The sequence below is a fragment of the Pseudomonas sp. zfem003 genome (assembly GCF_032621675.1).
In the GTDB taxonomy this organism is placed as follows: Bacteria; Pseudomonadota; Gammaproteobacteria; order Pseudomonadales; family Pseudomonadaceae; genus Metapseudomonas; species Metapseudomonas otitidis.
The window spans coordinates 330,211-348,580 of record NZ_JAVYJG010000005.1 but is presented as its reverse complement, the minus strand read 5'-3'; the positions used below and the strand labels follow the sequence as shown (position 1 = coordinate 348,580).

16 protein-coding genes are annotated in these 18,370 nt (G+C 67.5%); 2 read left to right on the top strand and 14 right to left on the bottom strand.

The genetic code is table 11. The annotated features are described in order from the left end of the window. Positions 1 to 6: 6 nt before the first annotated feature. The 14 genes from RTK35_RS13200 to fadD2 all read right to left on the bottom strand — a co-directional run bounded on the left by RTK35_RS13200 (position 7) and on the right by fadD2 (position 16,661). Positions 7 to 1,356: an OprO/OprP family phosphate-selective porin gene (locus tag RTK35_RS13200; protein WP_316908198.1), complete on the bottom strand. Its 1,350-nt coding sequence runs from the start codon at positions 1,354 to 1,356 to the stop codon at positions 7 to 9. Between the two features lie 257 nt (positions 1,357 to 1,613). Continuing rightward, positions 1,614 to 1,847: a zf-HC2 domain-containing protein gene (locus RTK35_RS13195; RefSeq protein WP_182852087.1), complete on the bottom strand. Its 234-nt coding sequence runs from the start codon at positions 1,845 to 1,847 to the stop codon at positions 1,614 to 1,616. Further along, positions 1,841 to 2,452 carry an RNA polymerase sigma factor gene (locus tag RTK35_RS13190; RefSeq protein ID WP_316908197.1) on the bottom strand — a complete coding sequence of 204 codons (612 nt, stop codon included), beginning with the start codon at positions 2,450 to 2,452 and terminating at the stop codon, positions 1,841 to 1,843. Before RTK35_RS13190 ends, RTK35_RS13195 begins: the two co-directional genes overlap by 7 nt. After that, on the bottom strand, positions 2,452 to 3,573 hold the full coding sequence (locus tag RTK35_RS13185) for a beta-ketoacyl-ACP synthase III (RefSeq protein WP_316908196.1): 1,122 nt from the start codon (positions 3,571 to 3,573) through the stop codon (positions 2,452 to 2,454). The genes RTK35_RS13190 and RTK35_RS13185 overlap by 1 nt, the downstream gene beginning before the upstream one ends. A gap of 456 nt (positions 3,574 to 4,029) precedes the next feature. Then, positions 4,030 to 4,461 carry an HIT family protein gene (locus tag RTK35_RS13180; RefSeq protein ID WP_044413468.1) on the bottom strand — a complete coding sequence of 144 codons (432 nt, stop codon included), beginning with the start codon at positions 4,459 to 4,461 and terminating at the stop codon, positions 4,030 to 4,032. An 83-nt stretch (positions 4,462 to 4,544) separates the two neighbouring features. After that, positions 4,545 to 5,123, bottom strand: coding sequence for a GGDEF domain-containing protein (locus RTK35_RS13175; RefSeq protein ID WP_316908195.1), 579 nt, complete (start codon positions 5,121 to 5,123; stop codon positions 4,545 to 4,547). Continuing rightward, positions 5,090 to 5,608: an MASE2 domain-containing protein gene (locus RTK35_RS13170; RefSeq protein ID WP_316908194.1), complete on the bottom strand. Its 519-nt coding sequence runs from the start codon at positions 5,606 to 5,608 to the stop codon at positions 5,090 to 5,092. Before RTK35_RS13170 ends, RTK35_RS13175 begins: the two co-directional genes overlap by 34 nt. A gap of 87 nt (positions 5,609 to 5,695) precedes the next feature. Further along, complete coding sequence (locus tag RTK35_RS13165) at positions 5,696 to 6,736, bottom strand: AAA family ATPase (RefSeq protein WP_316908193.1); 1,041 nt, start codon at positions 6,734 to 6,736, stop codon at positions 5,696 to 5,698. 1 nt (position 6,737) lies between these two features. Then, complete coding sequence (pnuC, locus tag RTK35_RS13160; RefSeq protein WP_111260620.1) at positions 6,738 to 7,328, bottom strand: nicotinamide riboside transporter PnuC; 591 nt, start codon at positions 7,326 to 7,328, stop codon at positions 6,738 to 6,740. Positions 7,329 to 7,357: 29 nt separating this feature from the next. Further along, the gene (locus tag RTK35_RS13155; protein WP_074969123.1) at positions 7,358 to 7,882 is read right to left on the bottom strand and encodes a DUF3087 domain-containing protein; all 525 of its coding nucleotides are present in this window, start codon (positions 7,880 to 7,882) and stop codon (positions 7,358 to 7,360) included. Between the two features lie 15 nt (positions 7,883 to 7,897). Further along, positions 7,898 to 11,797 (bottom strand): ATP-dependent RNA helicase HrpA, encoded by a 3,900-nt coding sequence (hrpA, locus tag RTK35_RS13150; protein ID WP_316908192.1) that lies wholly within the window; start codon positions 11,795 to 11,797, stop codon positions 7,898 to 7,900. A 108-nt stretch (positions 11,798 to 11,905) separates the two neighbouring features. Continuing rightward, positions 11,906 to 12,733 (bottom strand): SGNH/GDSL hydrolase family protein, encoded by an 828-nt coding sequence (locus tag RTK35_RS13145; RefSeq protein ID WP_316908191.1) that lies wholly within the window; start codon positions 12,731 to 12,733, stop codon positions 11,906 to 11,908. 263 nt (positions 12,734 to 12,996) lie between these two features. Beyond that, the gene (fadD1, locus tag RTK35_RS13140) at positions 12,997 to 14,682 is read right to left on the bottom strand and encodes a long-chain-fatty-acid--CoA ligase FadD1 (protein WP_044413452.1); all 1,686 of its coding nucleotides are present in this window, start codon (positions 14,680 to 14,682) and stop codon (positions 12,997 to 12,999) included. A gap of 290 nt (positions 14,683 to 14,972) precedes the next feature. Beyond that, complete coding sequence (gene fadD2 / locus RTK35_RS13135; RefSeq protein ID WP_044413450.1) at positions 14,973 to 16,661, bottom strand: long-chain-fatty-acid--CoA ligase FadD2; 1,689 nt, start codon at positions 16,659 to 16,661, stop codon at positions 14,973 to 14,975. A 268-nt stretch (positions 16,662 to 16,929) separates the two neighbouring features. Between fadD2 and RTK35_RS13130 the strand changes: the two genes are divergently transcribed. Continuing rightward, positions 16,930 to 17,886, top strand: a complete 957-nt coding sequence (locus tag RTK35_RS13130; RefSeq protein WP_074969129.1) for an alpha/beta hydrolase — start codon at positions 16,930 to 16,932, stop codon at positions 17,884 to 17,886. After that, a complete protein-coding gene (locus RTK35_RS13125) occupies positions 17,883 to 18,353 on the top strand; it encodes a MaoC family dehydratase (protein ID WP_044413444.1) in 471 nt (156 codons plus the stop codon). The genes RTK35_RS13130 and RTK35_RS13125 overlap by 4 nt, the downstream gene beginning before the upstream one ends. Positions 18,354 to 18,370 lie beyond the last annotated feature (17 nt).

Sequence of the window (18,370 nt, the reverse complement as noted above, 5' to 3'; positions counted from 1 at the left end):
AGTTGCTTAGAACACGTATTGCGCGCGGATGACGAAGCCGTCGCCGCTGTCGTCGCCATTGCGGTTGGTGAAGTGGTCAGTCTTGGCCTTGGTGTACATGCCGCTGATCTTCACCGCTTCGTTGGCGTACCAGTTCACACCGAGGTTGTGCACCTTGGCCTTGGTGTCCTGGGCATCACGCAGGTAGGTCTGGTTGGCGGCGGCAGCGACGGCGACATCGTTGTCAGCCGAGATGCTGTCGTAGCGGTAATAGACTTCCCAGGCGCCGGTCTGCTTGTTGGTCGGTTTGATGGAGTCGAACTTGCCCATCTTGTAGCCGCGAGCCTCGCCAGTGAGGGTGTAGGCAGCCTGGACGTAGAAGCCGGTGGCTTCGAGGTCGGACTGGGGACCGGCGGATTTGGTCTCACGCTTCATCCACTCGCCCTGCAGGGAGAACGGGCCGGTTGCGTAGGCGGCTTCCAGGCCGTAGGCGGAGTCGTCATCCCAGAAGGACGTGGCGGAGTTGGTACCGGACAGCACAGCGCGGTTACCCAGGTTGCCGCTGGAGTTACCGCCGTTGGTGTCTACGCCGCGCATGCCCAGGCGGGAGCGGTAGCGAACGTCGGCACCGGCCACATCGTCCAGGTTGCGGCGGGCGAAGTTGGCACCGAAGTGCAGCACGTTGCCGGCTTCGGCCATCGGCGCGAATACGGCACGGGCGTTGAACTGCTTGACGCTGTCGCCTTCGTCGTCGTTGGCGTCCTTGCTGGCCAGGCTGGTGGACACGTAGGCGTAGTTGCTGATCAGCGCCTGCAACTGGACGCCCAGGCCGTCCTGGTGGGTGTTGGCCCAGTCGATCACTTCGTTCATGGCGCTGCGCTCGAGCGCGGTCACCCACTTGGAGCTGGTGGCTTTCTCCAAGCCGAAGTCCGGGTCGAAGCGACCGAAGCGGATGGTGATCGGGTTGAAGCCGGTGTAGCTGATCGAGGCTTCGTCGAAGTTGCCGCTCGGCTGGGAGCTGCTGCCGTTGCTGGTGCTGTTGCCGTTACCCGAGTTCTCGGAGAAGTCGTATGCGACGGCATAGGCCCAGTCGGTGTAGGCCACGCCGGACAGTTCCAGGTAAGCACGACGGAAGTAGGCCGCGTCACCGGTGTCGCCGTTGCGGGTGTACAGGCCATCGAAGCGGCCGTAGTCGGCTTGCAGACGGCCGCCGAGCTTGAAGCTGAACGCCTTGTCGGTGGTGCCGACTTCCAGGCCGCCCTTGGTCTTGATAACGATGTCGGTGCCGTCGGTGGTCACGGTACCTGCGAAGGCCTGGGCGGAAATGGCCAGGGCGATGGCGCTGGCGGCAATACCGGCGAGGTGCTTACGGATCATCGAAGATTCCCCTAATTGGTCTTAGTGCTGGAAAAACACCCGAGCCCTCGGGGCTCGTTCGTGCTGGTGGGGAATGTTGGCGGGGGGTTATTTCAGCTCAGTTGCTTTTAGATAAATGTTTTATGACATCGGAACTTTTTAAGTCCGATGGGAAATAAGGCTCAAAGCCAGCACCCACGCGGGTTCCAGCCGGCCATCAAGCAGGGCGCACAGGTTCATAGCGGCGGGAAAGATGACAGAACGGTGGCGAGGGTGCGTCAGCCCCGGGAGCGGCGCTCGTCGGCCAGGCGCTGGGCCAGTACGTCCACTTCCCCCGGGGACGCATCAGGCAGATGCCGCACCACCTCACGGGTCACCGCCAGCTGGCGGATGAAGCGCCGGCAATCGGCGCAGAACATCAGGTGGCGGCGCACGTCGAGGCGCGCCAGCAGCCCGAGGCGGCCGTCGAGGTAGTCGCTGGAGCAGGCCACCAGCGCTCGGCAGTTCAACATTGGCCCGTCTCCTCGTAATGCTCCAGGGTGGCGAAGACCTTCAGGCGCGCGCGGTGCAGCAGCACGCGCATATTGGAGAGCGAAATGTCCAGGAGATTACAGATGGCCTCCGGCGCCAGCCCTTCGCGCTCGTGCAGCAGCAACACGCTGCGCTGCAGGTCGGACAGGCTCAGCAGGGTCTTCTCCAGGCACTGGCGCAGCTCGTCGGCCTGCAACAGAGCTTCCGGGGAGTCCTCGTGCCAGGCGCTGGGTGGGCGCAGCCAATGGCCGTCAGGGGCGAAGCGGGCGTCATCGAGGCTGCCATGGGGCGCTGGCAGGTCATCCAGCAGTACCTCCCGCCGGGCCTGGCTGGCGCGGGTACGGGCGGTGTTGGCGGCGATGGTGAGCAGCCAGGTCTTGAGGCTGGAACGGCTTTCGAAACCGTCGAGCGCGCGCACGGCGGCCAGCCAGGCGTCCTGGACCACTTCTTCGACATGGCGGGGGCCGGCGATGGCATAGGCCACCGCGCGCATCGCGCCCTGGTGGGCGGCGATGAGCTGGCGGAACGCCGAAGGCTCCCCCGCGCGCAGGCGGGGCAGCAGTTCGGCGTCCGCAGGGAGGGGCATCAGCGCTTGCGCAGGATCACGCTGCCGATGGAGTAACCGGCGCCGAAGGAGCTGAGCACGCCGAGGCTGCCGCTGGGCAGGTCGTCCTGGTGCTTGTGGAAGGCAATGACCGAACCGGCGGAGCTAGTGTTGGCGTAGGTGTCGAGGATCACCGGCGCTTCCTGGGGCTCGGCGTCACGGCCCAGCAGCTTGCGGGCGATCAGCAGGTTCATGTTCAGGTTGGCCTGGTGCAGCCAGAAGCGCTTCACCTGGGTGACGTCGATGTCGTTCTCCTGCAGGTGCGCGGCGATCAGCTCGGCCACCATCGGGCAGACGTCCTTGAACACCTTGCGGCCTTCCTGCACGAACAGCTTGTCGCGGGCGCCGATGCCCTCTTCCGCCGCGCGGTTGAGGAAGCCGTAGTTGTTGCGGATGTTGTTGGAGAACTGGGTCAGCAGCTTGGTGCCGACGACTTCGAACTGGTGCTTGGAGGTGGCCTTGTCGGCACGCTCCAGGATCACGGCGGTGGCGGCGTCGCCGAAGATGAAGTGGCTGTCGCGGTCACGGAAGTTCAGGTGGCCGGTGCAGATCTCCGGGTTGACCATGAGGATGGCGCGGGCCTGGCCGGTCTGGATCGCAGTCACGGCCGCCTGGATGCCGAAGGTGGCGGAGGAGCAGGCGACGTTCATGTCGTAGCCGTAGCCCTGGATGCCCAGTGCAGCCTGGACCTCGACGGCCACTGCCGGGTAGGCGCGCTGCAGGTTGGAGCAGGCGACGATCACGCCGTCGATATCGGCAGCGGTACGGCCGGCACGCTCCAGGGCCTCGCGGGCCGCGCCCACGGCCATCTCGCAGAGGATGCCCCACTCGTCGTTGGAGCGTTCGGGGATGCGCGGCACCATGCGCTGCGGATCGAGGATGCCGGCCTTGTCCACCACGAAGCGGCTCTTGATGCCCGAGGCCTTCTCGATGAACGCCACGCTGGACTCGGCCAGCGCCTCCATCTCGCCGCGCTCGATGGCAGCGGCGTTATCGGCGTTGAAGGTCTGCACATAGGCGTTGAAGGAAGCCACGAGTTCTTCGTTGGAGATGCTGTTGGACGGGGTGTAAAGGCCGGTGCCACTGATCACGACGTTGTGCACGGTCGATCCTCTCATTGCGGGGCTGTGACGGGCACAGCCGGTTAGGCAGTTGGTTCGCCGGCCGACAGGGCGCGCCCGGCGTCTGAAATTGGGCCATCTCCGGGCAGCGGGATGGTGGGTGGAACGGGTTGGCAAGTCATCCGTGCCCCGGGCTGGGCACGGCCCACGCAGGATAACGGGCGAGGCGCTTGCTGGCGGCGAAGTTTGCCACAGCACGGGCCCTTCTGGCGCCTGCCGGAGCGCAACGGCAGACCACCGGCGCAATCCTGCGGGAGGGCCAGCGGCCGTAGGAAAACAGGCAAGCGTCAATCAGAAGAGACTTACAAGTCACCCTTTTTGCGTAGAAGCTCGAGAGCACCTGGAAGACACAGCGATACGCTTCAACGTCGGCGTTCATGTGGCCAAAATGCATGGAATTTCGGCCAGGATGCCCTCGCAACGCGAGGGCGGCAGGCCTTACAGATGGCGGCTGATGCGCGCCTGGAGCGCTTCCAGCACGGCGGGGTCGGCCTTCTGGCTGGCGTGGATGCCCAGGCCTTCACCCTCGTAGCGGGGAATGATGTGGAAGTGCAGGTGGAACACGGTCTGCCCGGCCGGGGCGCCGTTGAACTGGGCCACCTGGACACCGGCCGGCTTCAGCTCCTCGGTGATCACGCGGGACAGCCGCTGCACCACGGCCATGACCTTGGCCAGCGCCTCCGGGTCCACGTCCAGCAGGTTGCGCGCCGCCGAGCGCTTGGGGATCACCAGGGCATGGCCGTAGGACTGCGGGAACAGGTCGAGGAAGGCGAGCACGTCGTCGTCTTCGTAGAGCCTGTAGCACGGGGCATCGCCCCGGATGATCTGGGCAAAGATGTTCTGCGGATCGTAGGTACCGTGAAGGCTCATCGTGGCGCTCCATATGCCGACTGGTCAGCCGCGCACCTTACCCGCTGCGGCGCCGGAGTTGAACCCCCGGCGCCGCGCTGGCGTCACCCCGTGCGCTCCAGCACCACCACCCGGTTGCGCCCCTGGGACTTGGCCCGGTAGAGCGCCTGGTCCGCTGCGCGGATCCAGTCCTCCACCGACGCCATGCGCCCGTCGAAGGCGGCCAGGCCGATGCTCAGCCCCACATCGCCTTCCTCGCGGGCGATCTTCTCGCGCAGGCGCTCCAGCAGCACCCGGGCGCCCTCCTCCTGGGTCATCGGCAGCAGCACGCAGAACTCGTCGCCGCCATAGCGCCCGCACAGGTCGGTGTCCCGCAGGGTCTCGCGCAAGCCCCGGCCCAGGCGCTCCAGCAACTCGTCGCCGGCCAGGTGGCCACGGGTGTCGTTGACGGCCTTGAAGTGATCCAGGTCCACCAGCGCCAGGCAGGCGGGCTGGCCACCCCGTTGGCAGCGGAGGAATTCCTGCTGGGCCTGCTCGGTCCAGTGGCGGCGGTTGTAGAGGCCGGTGAGGCTGTCGGTCTGGCTCAGGGTGCGCAGCGCCTTGCGGCTGCGCGCCACGCTCTGGGCCAGGTCATAGAGGGTGGCGCCGATCACCAGGGGTGCAGCAGCATCATCGGCAGGCACAGCAACAGGTGCTGCAGGGTGATGGGGCTGTGGAAGGTGAAGCCGAACACCAGGATGCCCGCCCCCACGCCGGCCAGCTGTGCCAGCAGGCCTTGTGCCACGAAGCGGATGCCGCCGGCGGCGACGTTGTTCGCCTGCAGCATGGCGAAAGCCACGCAGGTGGCAAGCGGGCTGAAGCCGGCGGTGGCGATCCAGAAAGTGCCGGCGAAGGAGTCGAACAGGATGTGCCGACGCTCGTTGCGCACCGGGTCCTGGTAGCTCCGGCTCAACGCCAGGGCCACCCAGGGCCAGGCGAAGGAGAACAGCGCAAGCAGCACCCAGACCCACGCCGGTCGGTGCAACTCCCACAGCGGCAGGGCAAGGCACAAGGCGCCAACGGGCAGCCCCAGGGCACGAGGCAACAGGGCCCGCCAGACGAAGCGGCTGTGCCCGTGCTTGCCGGAAGGCACTGCCGGGACGGTACTGCTGCCGTTCTGCCTGGCCATGGTCGTTCACTCTCGGGAGTCCTGCCGGGCTGTATAGCACGGCGCCACCACCCTCACCACGTAGCTCGCCGCCCCGTAGCCCGGGCTTCAGCCCGGGGAACCACCGCGCAGGGCATCCAGCACCTGCTTCACCCGCGCCTCCAGCGGGCCGGTGAGTACAAGGAAGGGCCAGCCCCGGCGCTGCAGTCCGGCGCGGTACCAGGCCTGCTGGCGGCGGCGGAAGGTTTCGTCCTGGCGGGTGCCGTCCTGCACGAAGGGGAAGTCGTCGGCGCAGAGGAAGGTATGCGCGTAGGGGCGTTCGGCCAGGGTGGCCAGCTCGGCCTCGGCGCGGCCGAACATCGCGTGGCTGTAGAACAGCGTGGTCAGCGCCGAGGTGTCGCAGACCAGGTAGCGCCCGGCCGTGAGTGCCGCCTGGTCTTCCCGCGCCACCTGGGTACGCCCGATGTGCAGCAGGTCGTCGTACTCCAGCTGGCCGTCCTTCGCCACCCAGTGCTCGCGGCCGAACTCGGCCACGCAAGGCGCGTCGAGCGCGGCGGCCAGGGCGATGGCGAGGCTGCTCTTGCCGGTGGATTCGCCGCCAAGCAGGACGATGCGCTCGACGAAGTCGGCGTGCACCTCGGGGGCGAGGAAGTCCCGCAACCCGTGGGGGTCGGCCCGCAGGCGGGTGCCGGAGACGGGCACGGCGAGGCGCTGCGGGTCGACGCAGACGTGTCGCACCGGGTGCCCGAAGACACCCGCCAGGTGCGCGGCGAACCCCTCGCCATAGCCCTCGCTGGTGAACACCGCGTCCACCGTGGTGCCGAACACCGCCTGGCAGAACTCGGCGACGAACTGGCGCGGCTCGAACTCGGGGGCGTCGTTGTGGGGCAGGTCGGGCAGGCGCTTGCCCTCATCCCGCCAGGCTCGGATGCGGGCCGGGGTGACCACCTCGGCCTGCAACTCCGGGAAGCGCAGGCGCAGCCAGCGCTCACGGCGCCCGGCATCGCACCCCGGCAGCTCGGGCAGGGACCAGCAGAGCAGCAACAGCCGCTCGCATTGCCCCCGGGCCGCGCGAATCAGTCGCTCATGGCCCAGGTGAAGCGGCGAGAGCTTGCCCACCACCAGGCCGGTGCGAAAGGTGGTGTTCATCTCAGGCCGGCTCCTGCCCGGCCAGGGGCGCGGCAGCTTCGCGCAGCTCACGGCGCCAGCGGTACAGGCCGTACCAGGCGTTGCACCAGAACAGCGTGTAGAGCCCGGCGGTGAGGTACAGCTCGCGGGAGGCGTAGAGCGGCACCGCCAGGGTGTTCACCAGCAGCCAGGCGTACCAGTTCTCCAGGCGCCGGCGCATCAGCAACAGTTGCGCCAGCACGCTGAAGGTCAGCACAAGGGAATCCACCAGCGGTGCGTAGGCATCGGTGAAGTGGTGCAGCAGCGCTCCATAGGCCAACGCCACCACCACCGCCAGGGCCGCCATCCACGCCAGCGTGCCTGGCGCGGTGCGGCTCACCGGCAACTGGGTGCCGGCGTTGCCACGCAACCAGGCCCACCAGCCCAGGGCGCTGGTGATGATGAAGAAGCCCTGCAGGGTGACGTCGGCGTACAGCTGGGACTCGAAGAACAACCAGCCGAACAGCACGCAGCCGAGGATGCCGCTGGACCAGGTGTGCACGCTGTTGCGCGCCGCCAGCAGCACGGCGATCAGGTTCACCAGGTCGGCGACGAGTTCGAGGGTGGAAGGCATGGGGTCGTCCTTGTCCGATGCGACCGGGTTCAGCCGAAGCGCTTGACCGCGTCCAGCCAGTCGCGCTCCAGGCGCCCCTGCTCCGGGTCGAGCCCCAGGGCCAGCATCGCCTCGCGGTGCGCATCGATCTCGCGGACCATCTGGCTGAGGTCGGAGGTGTTGCCGTCCAGCTGGTGCATCTGGGTCACGCCCAGGTGGTAGAAGCGCAGCAGCTTCATCGCCGCCGGGTCGTTCACGGCAACGCCGGCCTTGACCCGGTGCATCAGGTTGGTGACGCGCATCAGGCTGCGCTTGAGCCCCCAGCCATAGACCGCCGGCGCCATGAACGGGCGCGGCCAGAACTGCAGGCGCACCAGGGCCACGGTCACCGCCAGCCCGGCCAGCACGCCGGCCAGGTTCCAGCGGAAGTTGTCGCCACCGGGGGTGCCGAACAGCTGCACGCTGGCGGTGGCGAACAGCATGGCCAGGGCGATGAACAGCACGGCGATGCCGATGGCGATGCGCCGGGTCTTCTCGCGGTACAGCTCGGGGCTCATGGGGCGGATTTCGAACAGCACATCACTCACGGATCAACCCTCCACCTGGGTCCACTGCTTGTTGAGACGCTTGTCGGAGACCGGCATCTTCGTCCCCAGCTGCTGGGCGAAGAGGGACACGCGGTACTCCTCCAGCATCCAGCGGTACAGCACCAGCTCGGGGTCGCGCTTGCCTTCCTGGGCATGCTTGGCCAGGCGCGCCTGGTACTGCTCCCAATAGCCGGCCAGCTCGCCGGACCAGACGCGGTCACGCTGCAGCTGTGCGCCGATCTTGTCGAAGCGCTGCTCGATGGCCTTGAGGTAGCGCGGCACTTCCTTCAGCCACTCGGCCGGGGTCTCGCGGACGAAACCGGGGTACACCAGGTTGCCCAGCTGCGCCTTGATGTCGTTGAGCGCCACCGCCTGGGCCAGGTCGATGCGGCCCTTGAAGCGCTTCTGCAGACCATGCCAGAGCTTGAGGATGTCCAGGGTCAGGCGGGCCAGGCGTTCGGCGTGCTCGGCCCAGGCACCGCGCTTCTTCTCCGCCAGCGAGGCCAGGGCCGCGCCATCGCGGGGCAGGCTGGCTTCGCCGTCGAGGATGCAGCTGTCGAGGCTGGCCAGGAGGATGTCCTCCACCAGCGCGTCGACCCGGCCCATGTCGCGGTACAGCAGGCCCAGCTCGGTCAGGCCCGGCAGCTTGCCGCGCAGGTACTTGGCCGGCTCGGCCAGTTGTTGCAGCAGCAGGCGTTGGAGGGCGCGGCGGTGTTGCCAGTCGGCCTCGGCCTGGGTGGGGAAGCGGCTTTCCTTGACGCTGCCGCCCTCCTCCACCAGCGCCGGGTAGACGGTCATGGACAGGCCGGCGACCTTCTGCTGGGTCTTCTCCGCCACCTGGGCGAAGCCCTTGGCTTCCACCGGGCGCTGCTCGCCCTGCTTCTGCGGGATGGCCAGGGCGGCCTGGCTGGCCTCGGCGAAGCGCGCGATCAGCTCGGCCAGGTCGCGGCCTTCGCCGAGGAATTTGCCGCGCGCGTCCACCACCTCGATGTTCATCTTCAGGTGGTGCTCCAGCAGGCCGGCGGCTTCCGCCCAGGCCTCCTCGGGCACGCGGGCGCCGGTCATGCGCTGCAGTTCGCGGCCCAGCGCCTCGGGCAGCGAACCCTGGGCGAAGGCCAGCTTGGCCAGCGCGGCCTTCACGAAATCCGGCACCGGCACGAAGTTCTTGCGGATGGCCTTGGGCAGGTTGCGCACCAGGGCCACGCATTTGGCTTCCAGCAGGCCGGGCACCAGCCAGTCGAGGCGCTCGGCGGGCAGCTGCGGCAGCAGGGGCGCGGGCACCCGCAGGGTCACGCCGTCACGCGGGTGGCCGGGTTCGAAGTGGTAGTCCAGCGGCAGTTGCAGCTCGCCGATGCGCAGGGTGTCCGGGTACTGCGCGGCGGTGACTTCGCTGGCTTCGCGGGCCAGCACGTCCTCCTCGCGCATGATCAGCAGCTCGGGGTTCTTCGCCCGCTCGCGCTCGTACCACTTCTCGAAGCTGGCGGTCTGGTAGATGTCCTCGGGCAGGCGCGCGGCGTAGTAGCCGAAGAGGGTTTCCTCGTCGGCGAGGATGTCGCGGCGGCGGGCCTTGGCCTCCAGCTCGTCGAGCCGTTCCAGCAACTGGCGGTTGGCGGCCAGGCACTTGGCGCGGCTGTGGATCTCGCCGCGCACCAGGCCCTCGCGGATGAACAGCTCGCGCGCCACCGGCGGGTCGATGGGGCCGTAGTGCACCGGGCGGCGGCCGACCACGATCAGCCCGTAGAGGGTGACCTGCTCGTAGGCCACGACCTGGCCACGGCGCTTCTTCCAGTGCGGCTCCAGGTGGTTCTTCTTCACCAGGTGGCCAGCCAGGGGTTCCAGCCAGTCGGGGTCGATCTTGGCGACCATGCGTGCGAACAGCTTGGTGGTCTCCACCAGTTCGGCGGCCATGATCCACTGCGGGCGCTTCTTGGCGATCACGGTGGAGGGGTGGATCCAGAAACGCCGCTGGCGGGCGCCGAGGTAGTCGCCGTCCTCGCTCTTCTGGCCGATCTGGCTGAGCAGGCCGGAGAGCAGCGCCTTGTGCACGCGCGGGTAGTCCGCCGGCTCCTTGTTGAGGGTCAGCTTGAGTTCGCGGCAGATCAGCGTCAGCTGGCGGTGGGCATCGCGCCACTCGCGCAGGCGCATGTAGTTGAGGAAGTTCTTGCGGCACCAGGTGCGCAGGGCGTTGGAGCCCAGTGCCTGGCGCTGCTCCTCGAAGCCGCGCCAGAGGTTGACCAGCGCGGCGAAGTCGGAATCGGCGTCCTTCCACTGCGCGTGGGCCTGGTCGGCGGCCTGCTGGCGATCCATCGGCCGTTCGCGCGGGTCCTGCACCGAGAGCGCGCTGGTGATCAGCAGCACCTCGTCGAGGCTGCCCTGGTGGGCGGCCTCCAACAGCATGCGGCCCAGGCGCGGGTCCACCGGCAGGCGTGCCAGCTGGCGGCCCAGGGGCGTGAGCTGGCCCTCGCGGTTCACCGCCGAGAGTTCCTGCAGCAGGGTGAAGCCGTCGCTCACCGCCTTGCCGTCCGGCGGCTCGATGAAGGGGAAGTCGGCGATGTCGCCCAGGCGCAGGTGGAGCATCTGCAGGATCACCGCCGCCAGGTTGGTGCGCAGGATCTCCGGGTCGGTGAACTCGGGGCGGCCGAGGAAGTCCTCCTCGCTGTACAGGCGCACGCAGATGCCCGGCTCGACCCGGCCGCAACGGCCCTTGCGCTGGTTGGCACTGGCCTGGGACACGGCCTCGATGGGCAGGCGCTGGACCTTGGCGCGGTAGCTGTAGCGGCTGATGCGCGCGGTGCCGCTGTCGATCACGTAGCGGATGCCGGGCACCGTCAGCGAGGTTTCGGCGACGTTGGTGGCGAGGACGATCTTGCGGCCCGGCATGGGCGCGAAGATCTTCTGCTGCTCGGCCGGGGTCAGCCGTGCATAGAGCGGCAGCACCTCGGTGTGGCGCAGGTTGGCCTTGCGCAGCACCTCGGCGGCGTCGCGGATCTCGCGCTCGCCGGGGAGGAACACCAGCACGTCGCCCGGGCGCTTGCCTTCGGCGCGCTCGTGGTCGGCGATCTCGTCCAGGGCGCGGAGGATGCCCTGGTCCACCGACAGGTCGTCGAACAGCGGCTCGCCGTTCTCGTCCACCTCAGCGGCCAGGGGCCGGTACCAGGTCTCCACCGGGTAGGTGCGGCCGGAGACTTCGACGATGGGCGCATCGCCGAAGTGCTTGGAAAAGCGCTCCAGGTCGATGGTCGCCGAGGTGATGATCAGCTTCAGGTCCGGGCGCCGTGGCAGCAGCGTCTTCAGGTAGCCCAGGAGGAAGTCGATGTTGAGGCTCCGCTCGTGGGCCTCGTCGACGATGATCGTGTCGTAGCGCTCGAGCAGGCGGTCGTGCTGGGTCTCGGCCAGGAGGATGCCGTCGGTCATCAGCTTGATCAGGCTGCGCTCGTTGGACTGGTCCTCGAAGCGCACCTGGTAGCCCACCAGTTCGCCCAGGGGCGTGCCGATCTCCTCGGCCACGCGGGTCGCCACGCTGCGCGCGGCCAGCCGGCGCGGCTGGGTGTGGCCGATCAGGCCGTGGGTGCCGCGGCCGATCTCCAGGCAGATCTTCGGCAGCTGGGTGGTCTTGCCCGAGCCGGTTTCGCCGGCGATCACCAGCACCTGGTGCTTCTCCAGCGCGGCCTTGATCTCGTCACGCTTGGCGGCGATGGGCAGGGCGTCGTCGTAGCGCATGCGCGGCACGCTGGCGCGACGGGCCTCGACCTTGGCGCAGGAAGCCTGGAAGCGTTCCAGCCACTGGGCGAGCTTCGCCTCGTCCGGCTTCTTGTGCAGCTCGTGGAGCTGGCGGCGCAGGCGATGGCGGTCGGCGATCAGGGCGTGGTCGAGGTTCTTGTGCAGGGAGGCGATGTCGGTCATCAGGCGCTGGGCAATCGTGGCAAAGGCGCGATTGTCGCAGATTCCGCCCCCGCACCGCATCGGGAAGCGCCCGCGCGCCGATGGCTCGGCGGCGCGGGGTGGAGCGGGTCAGCGGGTGGCGGTGATCGGCAGGGTGCGCAGCTCGGCCGGTACGGTGCGCAGGGCCAGGTCCTGGGCCTGCAGGGAATTCCAGGCGAAGCCCTGCAGGGCGCTGCTGCTGTCGTGGTCCAGGCGCGCGGCCTGCTCGGACGACGGTGCCGGCGGCTGCACGCCGTAGATCAGCGAATAGAACACCGAGGCGGTCAGGTAGCTGCCGCTGTAGCTCGGGTGGCTGCCGTCCTCGATGAACAGGTGCGGTTGCGGGGTGGCCGCCAGGGCCTGCTTCCAGGCCTGCCCGACCGGGGCCAGCAGCGCGTGGGTCTCGTTGGCCAGGCCGGTGTAGACGGCATCGAGCTGCGCCTGCATGGCCGGGTTCGCCTGGCGCGCCCAGGTCAGGTAGAGGATCGGCTGGGCGCCGGCCTTGCGTGCCTCGGCGGCCATCAGGCGCACGTAGGTGCGGGTCTTCTCGGGGTTGTCCACCGGCATGGTGCTGAAGTCCTGGATCACCACGTAGTCCCAGTGCTGGCTGGCCAGCACCTGCTGCACCACGCCACGGTTCCAGTGGGCCTCCAGGCTGGCGCCGCCGAAGGTGATGTCGCGCACGTCCAGCGGGCGCGGCTGGGCGGCGTCGAGCGACATCTGCCGGACCATGCGCGGCAGGTCGTTGTAGAAGGTGTAGCTGTTGCCCACGAACAGCACGCTGAGCGGGCGGCCCGGCACGGCCTGTGGCGAGGCGGAACCGATCACCGGTTTCGCGGACGGGTTTTCAGCGGCCACGCTCGGGCCGACGACGACAACTCCCAGCATCCAGGCCAGGAGGATTCGACGCACGTTCATACGCATGGAGGTCCCCCAGGAAGCATAACGGTGCGGGCCACGGGCCCGCGGACCGGCGCAGGTTATGCGAATCCACCGCTGTCGCAATGCTGGCAACGGGCGGGGGTGACGGGAGGTCATACCGTTCGGTAGAGCTGGCGAAGCGGCTGGAGGCACGGGGCGCTCCCGGGCTGAAGCCCGGGCTACGCCTGCCGGGGGTGACTGCATCGGGCGAGGCAAAGAAAAAGCCCCGCAGGTGCGGGGCTCGTTCATGCCGGGACGGGTCAGCCCTTGAGCTTCTTCAGTTCCTGGTCACGCAGTTCACGGCGCAGGATCTTGCCGACGTTGGTGGTCGGCAGGCTGTCGCGGAACTCGACGGAGCGCGGGACCTTGTAGCCGGTGACGTTGGCGCGCATGTGCTGCATCACCTCGTCCTTGGTCAGGCTGGCACCCGGCTTGACCACCACGAAGACCTTGATCGCCTCGCCGGACTTCTCGTCCGGGATGCCGATGGCGGCGCATTGCAGGACGCCCGGCAGGGTGGCGAGCACGTCTTCCAGCTCGTTCGGGTACACGTTGAAACCGGAGACCAGGATCATGTCCTTCTTGCGGTCGACGATGCGCATGTAGCCGTCTTCCTGGATCAGGCCGATGTCGCCGGTCTTCAGCCAGCCGTCCGCCGAGAGGATCTCGTCGGTGGCGTCCTGGCGCTGCCAGTAGCCCTTCATCACCTGCGGGCCCTTGACGCACAGCTCGCCGATGGCGCCGATGGCGAGGTCGTTGCCCTCGTCGTCCACCACCTTGCACTGGGTCGAGGGGACCGGGATGCCGATGGTGCCGATCTGGATGCTCTGGAACGGGTTCACCGACACCACGGGGCTGGTCTCGGTCATGCCGAAACCTTCGCAGATGGCGCAGCCGGTGACCTCTTTCCAGCGCTCGGCCGCAGCCAGTTGCAGGGCCATGCCGCCGGACAGGGTGAGCTTGAGGGCGGAGAAGTCGAGCTTGCGGAAGTCCTCGTTGTTGCACAGGGCAACGAACAGGGTGTTGAGGCCGACGAAGCCGGTGAACTTCCAGTTGCCCAGTTCCTTGACCATCGCTGGCAGGTCGCGCGGGTTGCTGATCAGGATGTTGTGGTTGCCGGTCAGCATCATCGCCATGCAATGGAAGGTGAAGGCGTAGATGTGATAGAGCGGCAGCGGGGTGATGAGCACCTCGCACCCTTCATTGAGGTTGGCGCCCATCAGCGCCTTGCACTGCAGCATGTTGGCGATGAGGTTGCGATGGGTGAGCATCGCGCCCTTGGCCACGCCGGTGGTGCCGCCGGTGTACTGCAGCACGGCAACGTCGTTAGCGGCCGGCGAGGCTTCGCGCACGGCCTTGCCCTGGCCCTTGGCCAGTGCGTGGTTGAGCTTGACGGCCTGGGGCAGGTGGAAAGCCGGCACCATCTTCTTCACGTACTTGATGACGCTGTTCACCAGCAGGCGCTTGAGCGGCGGCAGCAGGTCGCCCACTTCGGTCACCACCACATGGCGGATGCCGGTCTTGGGCAGCACGCTCTCGGCCAGGTGGGCCATGTTGGCCAGGCACACCAGGGCCTTGGCGCCGGAGTCGTTGAACTGGTGCTCCATCTCCCGCGCGGTGTACAGCGGGTTGGTGTTCACCACCACCAGGCCGGCGCGCAGGGCGCCGAAGACCACGACGGGGTACTGCAGGACGTTGGGCAGTTGCACGGCGATACGGTCGCCGGGCTGCAGGTCGGTGTGGTTCTGCAGGTAGGCGGCGAAGGCACCGGAGAGTGCGTAGAGCTCACCGTAGGTGAGGGTCTTGCCCAGGTTGCTGAATGCGGGCTTGTCGGCAAAGCGTTGGCAGGACTCTTTCAATACCGCCTGAATGTTGGGGTAAGCGTCGGCATTGATTTCCGCAGGAACGCCTGCTGGATACTTGTCCGTCCAGAAGTTATCGGTCATGGAAAGCCCACTCCTGAGCAACAGCTGATCTTCACTGCACGAGGCAGTTGTTTTTTGTGGTCTGTGCGGTTTCAGGCCCTTCCCAGGGCGAAAAGCGCGCCGAGATTATCAGCTTTGAAAAAAGGCGACCAGAGCCAAATAGACCCTTTCCAGTCAAAAAAATGACCAGATAAAACCAATCAGTCACCTTTAGAGCAAACCACCTAACTGGCGTAGAAAGCGCGTCCCAGGGCGGTTTGTGAACCCTCGCACACTGCCGGGCGGCAGGTGCGAGGGTCGAAGGGGGTGGATCAGGCGATGTCGCGCAGCTCGCGACGGAGGATCTTGCCGACCGGCGTCATGGGCAGGGCGTCCTTGAGGACGATGTGCTTGGGCACCTTGTAGCCGGTGAAGTTTTCCTTGCAGTAGGCCTTCAGCTCCTCGACGGAAACGCCACCCTCGCGGGGGACGACGAACAGCTTCACCGCCTCGCCGGACTTCTCGTCGGGCACGCCGATGGCGGCGCAGCTGGCCACCTTCGGGTGGGCCATGACCACGTCCTCGATCTCGTTGGGGTAGACGTTGAAGCCGGAGACGATGATCAGGTCCTTCTTGCGGTCGACGATGCGCACGTAGCCGTCCGGGTCGATTACGGCGATGTCGCCGGTCTTCAGCCAGCCCTCGGCGTCCAGCACCTCGGCGGTGGCTTCGGGGCGGTTCCAGTAGCCCTTCATCACCTGCGGGCCCTGGATGCACAGCTCGCCGCGCTCGCCCAGGGGCAGCTCGTTACCGTCGTCGTCGATCACCTTGAAGGCGGTGCCGGGCACCGGGATGCCGACGGTGCCCAGGCGGGCCTGGGCGCCGTAGGGGTTGGCGCTGGCCACCGGGGAGGTCTCGGTGAGGCCGTAGCCCTCCACCACGGTGCAGCCGGTGACGGCCTGCCAGCGCTCGGCGGTGGCCTTGACCAGGGCGGTGCCGCCGGAGTTGGTGACCTTGAGGTTGGAGAAGTCCAGGTCCTTGAAGTCGGGGTTGTCCATCAACGCGACGAACAGCGTGTTGAGGCCCAGCAGCGCGGAGAAGCGCCACTTCTTCAGTTCCTTGACGAAGCCGGGGATGTCGCGCGGGTTGGTGATCAGCACGTTGAGGTTGCCGTTGACCATCATGCACATGCAGTTCGCGGTGAAGGCGTAGATGTGATAGAGCGGCAGCGGCGCGATCATGATCTCCTGGCCCTGCTTCATCAGCGGCTGGCCATCCGGCCCCAGCTGCGACAGGCAGGCGTTGACCTGCTGCATGTTGGCCACGAGGTTGCCGTGGGTGAGCATCGCGCCCTTGGCCACACCCGTGGTGCCGCCGGTGTACTGCAGCACGGCGAGGTCTTCCAGGCCGACGCTGACCGGCTTGAGGCCATGGCCCCGGCCCTGGCGCAGGGCGTCCTTGAAGGAGACGGCCTGGGGCAGGTGGTAATCCGGCACCATCTTCTTGACCTTCTTCACCACGGTGTTGACCAGCCAGCCCTTGAGGCTGGGCAGCATGTCACCCATGCGCGCCTCGATCAGGTGCTCGATCTCGGTGTCGGGCAGCACTTCCTGCACCAGCTTGCCGAACAGGTTGATGTACACCAGGGCCCGCACGCCGGCGTCCTTGAACTGGTGGCGCATCTCGCGGGCGGTGTAGAGGGGGTTGGTGTTGACCACCACCAGGCCGGCGCGCAGGGCGCCGAACACGGCGATGGGGTACTGCAGGACGTTGGGCATCTGCACGGCGATGCGGTCGCCGGGCTTGAGGTCCGTGTGCTTCTGCAGGTAGGCGGCGAAGGCGGCGGACAGGCGGTCCAGCTCGGCGTAGGTCAGGGTCACGCCCAGGTTGTGGAAGGCCGGGCGGTCGGCGAATTTCTTGCAGGAACGCTCGAACACCTCGACCACGGAACGGTAGGCCGCCAGGTCGATCTGGTCCGGTACGCCGGCAGGGCGTTTGTCGCTCCAGAAATCAGGTTGCATTGTTGTTGTCCTCATTTGCCCTGAATGTGTCTGGCCCGCGCTGCGGGACTGCCCGGAAAGTAGCAGGTCCACCCGCGTGCGCAAATACGCCAAGCGCTCTCATTGATCCCGTGAATCTCGCCGCAACAGCCCGTGCCTGAGCGGCTGGACAAAGGCTGTCGAAACGGTCCGCGCAGGACCGACCGGTCACGTAGCGCAGCCCCTTTGCGCCGCCCCGGCCCCCGTGCACAATGCGCCGATCACTCCACTCCCGCCAAAAGGATTGGCCATGCGCCACGACGCTTTCTGGCTCACCGCCAGCGATGCCGCCCCGCTCTACGTGAACCGCTGGAGCGGCGAGGAGCCACCCCGGGCGGTGGTGATGATCGCCCACGGCATGGCCGAGCACAGCGGCCGCTACGCGCGGCTGGCAGCGGCGCTGGTGGCGGCGGGCGTCGAGGTCTACGCCCACGACCAGCGCGGCCACGGGCGTACCGCCCAGCACGGCATCCTCGGCCTGTACGCCGAGCACGACGGCTGGAACAAGGTGATCGCCGACCTCGCGGCCCTCAATCACCACATCCGCCAGCAACACCCGCAGACGCCGATCATCCTGCTCGGCCACAGCATGGGCAGCTACATCGCCCAGGGCTACCTGATGCGCCACAGCTGCAGCTTGCAGGGGGCCATCCTTTCCGGCTCCAACTACCAGCCGGTGGGGCTGTACCGCGCGGCTGCCGTGGTGGCACGGCTGGAACGCTGGCGCCAGGGCCCGAACGGCCGCAGCGCGCTGATCGAGTTCCTCTCCTTCGGCTCGTTCAACAAGGCCTTCAAACCCAACCGCACGCCCTTCGACTGGCTCAGCCGCGACCCGGACGAGGTGGACAAGTACGTCAACGACAGCCTCTGCGGCTTCCGCTGCACCAACCAGTTGTGGCTCGACCTGCTCGGCGGGCTTCAGAACATCACGCCCATCGGCCACCTGGCGCAGATCGACCCGGACCTGCCCCTGCTGGTGATCGGCGGCGCATGCGACCCGGTCAGCGACGGCAAGCGCCTGGAGGACCTGGCCAATGCCCTGCGCTCGGCCGGTGTGCGCGACGTGCAACTGAGGATCTACCCCGACGCCCGCCACGAGTTGTTCAACGAGACCAACCGCGACGAGGTGACGAATCATCTGCTCGACTGGCTGGGGCACGCCCTCGCCCAGGGTCGAGCCTGCCAACCGAACAAGGAGACGCCATGAGCCAGGTAACCAACTTCACCTACGACGCCCTCGAAGTCGGCCAGAAGGCCAGCTACGCGAAGCAGGTGGAGGAGCGTGACATCCAGTTGTTCGCCGCCCTGTCCGGCGACCGCAACCCGGTGCACCTGGATGCCGAGTACGCGGCCGGCACGCTCTTCAAGGAACGCATCGCCCACGGCATGTTCAGCGGCGCCCTGATCAGCGCGGCCATCGCCTGCGAGCTGCCCGGGCCGGGCACCATCTACCTGGGCCAGCAACTGAAGTTCACCCGCCCGGTGAAGCTGGGCGACAGCCTGACCGTGGAACTGGAGATCCTCGAGAAGCTGCCGAAGAACCGCGTGCGCATCGCCACCCGCGTGTTCAACCAGAACGCCGAGCAGGTGGTGGACGGCGAGGCCGAGGTACTGGCGCCCAAGCAATCGCTCGCCATCGAGCTGCCGGAGCTGCCGCCGATCACCATCGGCTGAACCCCGCAGCCCTGATG